8 protein-coding genes are annotated in these 7387 nt (G+C 75.9%); 2 read left to right on the top strand and 6 right to left on the bottom strand.

Annotated features, from left to right (window positions below):
* Window positions 1–277 precede the first annotated feature (277 nt).
* The 3 genes from AB0O09_RS28160 to AB0O09_RS28150 all read right to left on the bottom strand — a co-directional run bounded on the left by AB0O09_RS28160 (window position 278) and on the right by AB0O09_RS28150 (window position 1844).
* The gene (locus AB0O09_RS28160; protein WP_363546039.1) at window positions 278–946 is read right to left on the bottom strand and encodes a response regulator transcription factor; all 669 of its coding nucleotides are present in this window, start codon (window positions 944–946) and stop codon (window positions 278–280) included.
* A 107-nt stretch (window positions 947–1053) separates the two neighbouring features.
* A complete protein-coding gene (locus AB0O09_RS28155; protein WP_359982929.1) occupies window positions 1054–1251 on the bottom strand; it encodes a hypothetical protein in 198 nt (65 codons plus the stop codon).
* A 269-nt stretch (window positions 1252–1520) separates the two neighbouring features.
* Window positions 1521–1844: a hypothetical protein gene (locus tag AB0O09_RS28150; protein WP_363546036.1), complete on the bottom strand. Its 324-nt coding sequence runs from the start codon at window positions 1842–1844 to the stop codon at window positions 1521–1523.
* Window positions 1845–2143: 299 nt separating this feature from the next.
* Between AB0O09_RS28150 and AB0O09_RS28145 the strand changes: the two genes are divergently transcribed.
* Window positions 2144–3139, top strand: a complete 996-nt coding sequence (locus AB0O09_RS28145) for a LuxR C-terminal-related transcriptional regulator (protein WP_363546050.1) — start codon at window positions 2144–2146, stop codon at window positions 3137–3139.
* A 7-nt stretch (window positions 3140–3146) separates the two neighbouring features.
* Here the strand turns inward: AB0O09_RS28145 and AB0O09_RS28140 are convergent, their stop codons facing one another.
* Both AB0O09_RS28140 and AB0O09_RS28135 read right to left on the bottom strand, forming a co-directional pair.
* The gene (locus tag AB0O09_RS28140; RefSeq protein WP_363546033.1) at window positions 3147–4061 is read right to left on the bottom strand and encodes a 1-phosphofructokinase family hexose kinase; all 915 of its coding nucleotides are present in this window, start codon (window positions 4059–4061) and stop codon (window positions 3147–3149) included.
* A 64-nt stretch (window positions 4062–4125) separates the two neighbouring features.
* Window positions 4126–4980, bottom strand: a complete 855-nt coding sequence (locus AB0O09_RS28135) for a DNA-formamidopyrimidine glycosylase family protein (RefSeq protein WP_363546031.1) — start codon at window positions 4978–4980, stop codon at window positions 4126–4128.
* Between the two features lie 131 nt (window positions 4981–5111).
* Here AB0O09_RS28135 and AB0O09_RS28130 point away from each other — a divergent pair, with 131 nt between their 5' ends.
* Entirely contained in the window at window positions 5112–5321 is a 210-nt protein-coding gene (locus tag AB0O09_RS28130) for an EF-hand domain-containing protein (protein ID WP_344623649.1), read from the top strand.
* A 73-nt stretch (window positions 5322–5394) separates the two neighbouring features.
* On the opposite strand, the gene AB0O09_RS28125 is transcribed toward AB0O09_RS28130, so the two are convergent.
* Window positions 5395–7299, bottom strand: coding sequence for an NAD-binding protein (locus AB0O09_RS28125; protein WP_363546028.1), 1905 nt, complete (start codon window positions 7297–7299; stop codon window positions 5395–5397).
* Window positions 7300–7387: the final 88 nt, after the last annotated feature.

The following is a 7387-nucleotide window of genomic DNA, read 5'->3' as shown; positions in this document are numbered from 1 at the left end:
GTCCCCCGCACCGCCCACGGCTTCGCCGACATGGTCGCCGAGGCAAGGGGGTAGGGCCGAGCCCAACAGGGGCGCGGGGAACTGCGCAATTCGGAGAAGGTGCACCTGTCGAGTCGGGCCGGCCCATTTTCGGGTCGACGCGATGTCGAGAGGTGGACCACATCCGAATTGCGCAGTTCCCCGCGCCCCTAAGTGGTTGGCCCGCAGCCCGGGTTGCGCAGTTCTCCCTCAGCCTTCGGCCGGGAGGTGCCCCCACGCGCCCCTCAATCAATCCCCTTCAGAGCCAGCCGCGTTCGCGGGCGATGCGGATGGCGTCGCAGCGGTTGCGGGCGCGGGTCTTGGCGATGGCGGCCGAGACGTAGTTGCGGACGGTGCCGGGGGAGAGGGAGAGGGCGGCGGCGACCTCGTGGATGGTGGAGCCGTCGGCGACGTGGCCGAGCACGGTGACCTCCCGGGGGGTGAGGGGGGAGGCGTCGCCGCGGACGGCGTCGACGACCAACCGGGGGTCGTAGACCCGTCCGCCGCGGGCGAGTTCCCGTACGGCGGCGATCAGTGCGGCGGGCGGCACGTCCTTGAGCAGGACTCCGGCGACCCCGTCGGCGACCGCGCGCTGCAGGTCGGCGGTGCGGGCCTGGGCGGTGAGCAGGAGCAGGGCGGTGGCCGGTGCCCGGTCGCGGATGAGGGCGGCGGTGGCGGGGCCGCCGGGGCCGGGCAGGTCGGGGTCGAGGACGGCGACGGCGGGCCTGGTGCGGGCGGCTTCGGCGGCGGCCTCCTCGGCGGTGGGGGATTCGGCGACCACGGCGAGGTCGCTCTCCCGGTCGAGCAGGGCGCCGAGCCCGCTGCGGAACAGGTGGTGTCCGTCGGCGAGGAGGACGCGGACGGCGGCGGTGGCGCCGTGGGCGGTGGGGGCCGCCGGGTGGAGCGGGCTTTCCAGGACGGTGGTCATCCGGCTACCTCGTGGGCGTCGTCGTCTCGGTCTGCGGGTGGGGCCGGCCGGCCGGGTCGCGGGGCCGGCGCCGGTGCGGGGCGGTCGCGGGCGGTGCAGGGTTCGGTTCAGCCCCAGCCCCAGGTGTCCTGGTGGCCGGTGGGCAGCGGGGGGAGCGGGGTGCCGGTGGAGGTGGGCGCAGGGGTGGTGTCGCCGTCGGCGCGGTAGGCGGTGCCGGTGCCGCCGGTCTGCGCGGTGGTGGCCACGCCGGTGAGCACGCCGAGACCCAGGGCGACAATCGTGATGAAACGGACCTTCTGCGTCATGGGGATGCCCGATCTTCTCGCGTTCGGCTGTACCCCGGGCTGCTTCCGGGGTGCGGTGGTGTCAGGGGGCGGAGTGACGGGTGGTCCGTTCCGGGCCCCGGTGGGGGCTGCTGTCCCGGTCGCGGTCCGTCGTTCCGCCGACACCATGAGAGTGGCCGCTCCGGCCGGTCCGTGTCAGCAGCCGGAGCTGGCACCACAGTGCCGTGACACCCTGAGGCCAGCTCGCCGGGTCACTGGGGCGGCGGCGCCCGCGGCGGTGGGGCCGCCGGTCAGGGGCGGCTGGGCAGGGCGTGCAGGCCGAGCGCGATCCACGGGTCGGCCTCGCAGCAGCGCAGTTCCCAGTCGTTCAGTCCGCCGTCCTCGGCGAGGAGTTCGCGGCAGGCGTCGCGCAGCCGGTCCTCGGCCTCCAGCAGTGATCCGGCGTCGACGAAGACGACCGCGTCCAGGGTGTCGGCGGACTGCCGGATGCGCGCGTGGCTGAGCCGGGCGGGGCCCCGGAGCGCGCGCTCCAGCCCGGCCCGCACGGCGGCTTCCACCGGTGCGCGGAGCGGCCGGCCGCTCCGCGCCGCCAGGTGGACGCGGATCGCATACACGTCGTCCAGCCTGACGGATGCACAACACCTTTGGCTGCGACGGCCGGTGTCAGATCTCCGCATGGCAGCAACATGCCACCGCCGGTCGGCGGCCCCGGTGGCGGCGCTACCGTGGAGAACGCGCGACGGGGGTCCGCGTCCGTTCACGGTTCATCCATCGGACCGTCGGGATTGCCCGCAAGAGTGTTCTGTGTTCGAGCCGGTGGCGATATGCTCGCGCCCTGTCGGATCCGCCGGTCGACCCGCTCGGGGGAGGGTGTGATGGTGTTCGCACTTGTGGTGGCGGGCTGTTGAGCGGGGTGGCGCCGATCGGCCTCGATCCGTTCGGCGAAGCCGTCTACAGAACGATGCTCCTGCACCCGGAGCTCGACACCCGCGGCATCGCGGAGCGGCTGGAGTGCGCCGACTCCGAGGTACGGGCTGCGCTCGACCGGCTCGCCGACCTGGCGCTCACCAGACCCACCGGTGCCAGCGACCGCTGGCGGGCCGTCAATCCGGAGCTGGGGCTGGCGACCTTACTCGCCCGGCAGGAGGCCGAGGCCGCCCGCCGCCAGCAGGAGATCGAACGCAGCAGGGCCGCGATGGCCGGCCTGATCGCCGAGTACGCCAGCGTCCACGCGCCGGCGAACCAGCCCGGCATCGAGCTCATCAGCAGTCTCGACGAGGTGCGCGACCGCCTCGTCCAACTCGCCTCCGACGCCGCCGCCGAGGTGCTGTCGTTCGCGCCGGGCGGGCCGCAGCCGCCGCAGGTGATGGAGGCCAGCCGGGTCCTCGACCAGGAGACCCTGCAGCGCGGTGTCCGGATGCGCACCGTCTACCAGGACAGCGTCCGCAACGACCCGGCCACCGTGCACTACGCGCGCTGGCTGCACGGACTCGGCGGGGCCGTCCGCACGGTGCCCACGCTGCCGCTGCGGATGATCCTGGTCGACAACGCGACCGCGATCGTGCCGATCGACCCGGAGGACGCCCGCAAGGGTGCCGTGCTGCTGCGCAGCCCCGGGGTGATCGCGGCGCTGCGGGCCCTGTTCGAGCAGGTCTGGGAGCAGGCCCGGCCGCTGGGCGAGAGCGTCCAGCGCGACCCGCACGGGCTGACCGCGCAGGAGCGCGAACTGCTGCGGCTGCTCGCGGAGGGGCTGACCGACGAGCGGGCCGGGCAGCGGCTCGGCGTCTCGCTGCGGACGGTGCGGCGGATGATGGCCGACCTGATGGTCCGGATGGACGCCCGCAGCCGTTTCCAGGCGGGCATCCAGGTCGCCGCGCTCGGCTGGCTGGGCGAGGCCGGCGCCCGCTGACCTTCCGTCAGGCGGGCACCGCCGTGGCGGTGGTGGTCTCCCGGAGGCGGAGGTGCGCGGCCCGGTCGAAGTGGCCGGCGCGTGGGGCGAGCACGGTGGCGGCGGAGAGGGCGACGGCCTCCGCGAGCACGGCGGGCCAGGGTGTTCCGGTGAGCAGCCCGACCGCGAGTGCGGCGACCACGGCGTCGCCGGCGCCGGTGGGGTTGCCGGCCACGGCCTCGGGCGGCGCGCACCGCCAGGCCCCTTCGCCGGTCAGTGCGTACAGGCCCTCGGGGCCGAGCGAGGCGACCACGGCGCCGGCTCCGCGGCGGTGGAGTTCGGCCGCGGCCGCGGGGACGTCGGTGCGGCCGGTGGCGGCGAGCAGTTCGGCGGCGTTGGGTTTGACGGCGGTCGGCCCGGCGGGGAGCGCCGCGGTGAGCGCGGGCCCGTCGGCGTCCAGGACGGTCGGCACCCCGTGGTCCCGGGCGAGGGCGACGAGTTCGCGGTAGCCGTCCCCGGGGGCGCCGGGCGGCAGGCTGCCGGAGAGCACCAGCACGCCGGCGACGGGGAGCGCGGCGGCGACCTCGGCGGCCAGCCGTCGCCACTCGGCGGGGGAGACCCGCGGCCCGGGCTCGTTGAAGAGGGTGGCGTCGTCGCCGTCCGCGACGGCGACGGTGCGCCGGGTGTCCCCGGCGACCGGCACGGCGCGGTGGGGCAGTCCGGCGGCGGTCAGGTCGGCGGCGACGGCGGTGCCCGTCGGGCCGCCGAGCGGCAGCACGCAGAGCGCCCGGTGGCCGAGTGCGGTGAGCACCCGGGCGGTGTTGACGCCCTTGCCGCCGGCCTGCGCGGCGACCGCGCCGACCCGGTGGGTGGTGTGCGGGCGCAGCGCCGGCACGGTGTACGTCACGTCCAGGGCCGGGTTCGGTGTGACCACCAGCAGCACGGTCGATCCCCCATTCTGCGCAAATATGCTTGCAATCGACTCTTATCGAGCAGATTCAAGCACACTACTTGAGCAGGCGGGAGAGTCTGCGGTCGGCGAGCGTCCGTCCGCCGGTCTGGCAGGTCGGGCAGTACTGCAGCGAGGAGTCGGCGAAGTCGACGGACCGCACGGTGTCCCCGCAGACCGGGCAGCGCTCGCCCTCGCGGCCGTGCACCGCGAGCCCGGCCTTCTTCTCCGCCTTCAGGCCGTCCGCGGGCACCGCCCTGGCGTGCTCCAGCGCCTCGCCGAGCACCGCGTGCAGGGCCCCGTGCAGGGCGGTCAGCTGCTCGGGCGTGAGGGTGGCCGCCGTCGCGTACGGCGAGAGCTTCGCCCGGTGCGCGATCTCGTCCGAGTAGGCGTTGCCGACCCCGGCGATCACGGCCTGGTCGGTGAGGAAGGTCTTCAGCCGCTGCCGGGTGCCGGCGGCGAGCCCCGCGAGCCGCTCCTCGGTGACGGCGAGCGCGTCCGGGCCGAGCCGGGCGATGCCGGGCACCCGGGCCGGGTCGGCGACCACGTACGCGGCCAGCCGCTTGGTGGCGCCCTGCTCGGTGACGTCGAAGCCGGAGCCGTCGTCGAGGACCAGCCGCAGGGCCAGCGGTCCGCGCCGGCCGGGCGGCTTCGCGGGGAAGGACGCCCGCCGGTGCACCCAGCCGGCCCGGGCGAGGTGCAGCACCAGGTGCGGGCCGCCGTCGGTGGCGAGGTCGAGGAACTTGCCGTGCCGCCCGACCCCGGCGACCGGCCGGTCCTGCAGTGCCTGCGGGGGCGGGTCGAAGGTCTTCAGCACCTGCACCGACAGGACCTCGACGCGGGCCAGCGAGCGGCCCGCGCAGGCCTCGGTCATCCGCTCGGCCAGCGCCTGCACCTCCGGTAGTTCGGGCACCTCCCCAGTCTGGCCGGGCCCGGCCGGGGCGGCCATCGGATCGCCCGCAGGGGTGGTGGGGCTCCTCGCGGCCACCGGGCGCCGGTATCGTACGGGCGTCATCGCATCACCCAGAAGGAGCACCTGCCGAGATGGACATCGACAAGGCCAAGGCGAGTTTCAGCCGGTTCGACATCAACGGGGACGGGTTCATCTCGCCGGAGGAGTACTCCAAGGTCATGGCCGAGATGGGCGACCCCTACGTGACCGTGCCGGTGGCCCAGGCGGTCATCGCCAAGGCCGACACCAGCAAGGACGGCCTGCTGAACTGGGACGAGTTCTGGGCGATCCAGAAGGGCTGACGCCCGGCCGACGGGCCCGGCCGCGCGGGGACGCCCCGGGTGCGGCCGGGCCCGCGGCGTCCCCGCGTCCGGGTCAGTGGCGCAGCAGCCGGCCGAGACCCTCCCGGGTGGCCGCGACCACCACCAGGTCGCCCGCGTCGAGCAGGTGCTCCGCGGGCGGGTTCCAGCGCAGTTCCGGCCGGGCCCGGTAGGCGAGGCCGAGGTCCCGGGCGCGCCGCTCCGGCTCGGCGACGTCCAGGGCCAGCACCTGCCAGTGCCCGGGGCAGTGCGCCGCGGCGACCGTCCGCCCGGCCAGCTCCGGATGGCCGCCGACGTCCACCGCCGCGAGCAGCAGCACCTGCCGGCCGACCGCGAACGCGCCCAGCACCTGCCGCCCCATCATCGCGGAGGCGAAGGCCGGCGCCGACAGGAACGAGACGCTGTGGCTGCGGGTCTCCGCCGACGGGTACGAGTCGCGCAGCGCCCGGTACACGTCGGCGGCGAAGTCGTCGTCGAACAGGCCCATCACCACCCGCACCTCGGGATTGCACTCGCGGGCCGACAGCGCCGCCTCCAGGTTGGTGGAGTCGTTGCTGGTGAGCGCGAGCATCGCGCGGGCCCGGCCCACCCGGGCCGCCTCCAACACCCCCTCCTGGGTGGCGTCGCCCAGCACCACCGGCACCCCGTAGGCGCGGGCCCGGGCGACCCCGCGGGCCGTCGGGTCGCTCTCCACGCAGACCACCGGCAGGTCCAGCTCGCGCAGCCGGTCCAGCACCCGGCTGCCGACCCGGCCGAGGCCGAGCAGCACCACGTGGTTGGAGATCCCGCGCGGCGGGCGGCGCAGCGCCGAGGCGGCCCGGAAGGTGCCGAGCGCCTCCAGGGCGAGGGCGGTGAGCAGCGGCATCAGCAGCAGGCCGCTGAGCGCGGTGAGGATCTGCAGCACCTTGCGGGCGGGGGTGTCGGCGGTGGCCGGGTCGGCGATCGCGATCACGTCCAGCACCGCGAGGTAGGCGGTGTGCACCGGGTTCTCCCCGGTGAGGGCCGAGGTGAGGCCGGCGAACAGGGCGAGCAGGGCGGTCAGCGAGCCCAGCGCGAGCCGCAGCCGGCGGGAGAACAGTGCGGCGACCGGCAGGCCGGACAGGCCCGGCAGACGGCGGCGCGGCCGCCGTTCCTCGGGGTGTCCGAGGAGTTCCAGGACGAGCCGACGGCCATCCGGAGGCGGCGCCGCGCCCGGGCCGGGCAGCAGCACGGGGGAGCGGCCCCGGCCGCCGGGGAGGAGGGCGAGGGTGGCCAGCTCGGTGCCGGCGGCCGGGGTGTCCGGGGGCAGCTCGGCGGCCCGCAGCAGCCGGCCGTCGACGTGCACCACGGCCGGATGGCCGGAGACGGCGGCGGAGACGAGGGCGGGCGCGGCGGTCGCCGAGGTGGACAGCACGGTGGTGGAGGCCTCGGGTGCGGGCCCGCCGTTCGGCGTCCGGGCCGCGGCGGCGCGGTCGAGCAGCTGGCCGACCCGGCGGCCGAGCCGCCGGTTGTAGACCCGCAGCACCAGCCGGACCCCGGGGTTGAGCCGGCGGGCCCGCAGCGCGGCCTGCACGTTGGCCTGGTCGTCGGAGCCGGTCAGCGCCAGCGCGGCGGCCTCCCGGATGCCGGCCTCGGCGAGCACCGCGGTGCTCGGCTCGGCGGCCTCCACCACCCGGACGGGCAGCCGCCGTTCCTCGGCCAGCGCGGCGATCTGCGGGCTCTGGCCCTCCCGGAGGGAGCGCACCACCACGGTGACCCGGCGGCCGTACAGCGTGGTGAGTTCGACGGCGAGCCGGAGGGCGAGGGTGTCCTGACCGCAGACGATCATGTGCCCGCCCTCGTCCGGCCGTTCGACCGCGGCGGGCCGCTCGGCCTCGGCAGGCCCTCGGGCCGGTGCGGGCCGGCCGGCCGGGTCGGCGCCGCCGTCCGCCGGGGCGGGCTGCGCGGGCAGGGCGGGAACGGGCCCGGTGGTGGTGGACATGCCGCCATCCTGGCAGGACCGTGACCGTAACGCGATCTTCCTGCAGCCGCGTTGATGATTCGTCACGTTCGCACAGGTTGGTACCCTC

Source organism: Kitasatospora sp. NPDC093679, from assembly GCF_040683455.1.
Lineage (GTDB): Bacteria > Actinomycetota > Actinomycetes > Streptomycetales > Streptomycetaceae > Kitasatospora > Kitasatospora arboriphila.
This window is presented reverse-complemented; position numbering and strand designations above follow the sequence as displayed.

Coding starts and splice junctions, on each gene's coding strand:
- AB0O09_RS28160 (WP_363546039.1), bottom strand. CDS start 946: ATGACCACCGTCCTGGAAAGCCCGCTCCACCCGGCGGCCCCCACCGCC.
- AB0O09_RS28155 (WP_359982929.1), bottom strand. CDS start 1,251: ATGACGCAGAAGGTCCGTTTCATCACGATTGTCGCCCTGGGTCTCGGC.
- AB0O09_RS28130 (WP_344623649.1), top strand. CDS start 5,112: ATGGACATCGACAAGGCCAAGGCGAGTTTCAGCCGGTTCGACATCAAC.
- AB0O09_RS28125 (WP_363546028.1), bottom strand. CDS start 7,299: ATGTCCACCACCACCGGGCCCGTTCCCGCCCTGCCCGCGCAGCCCGCC.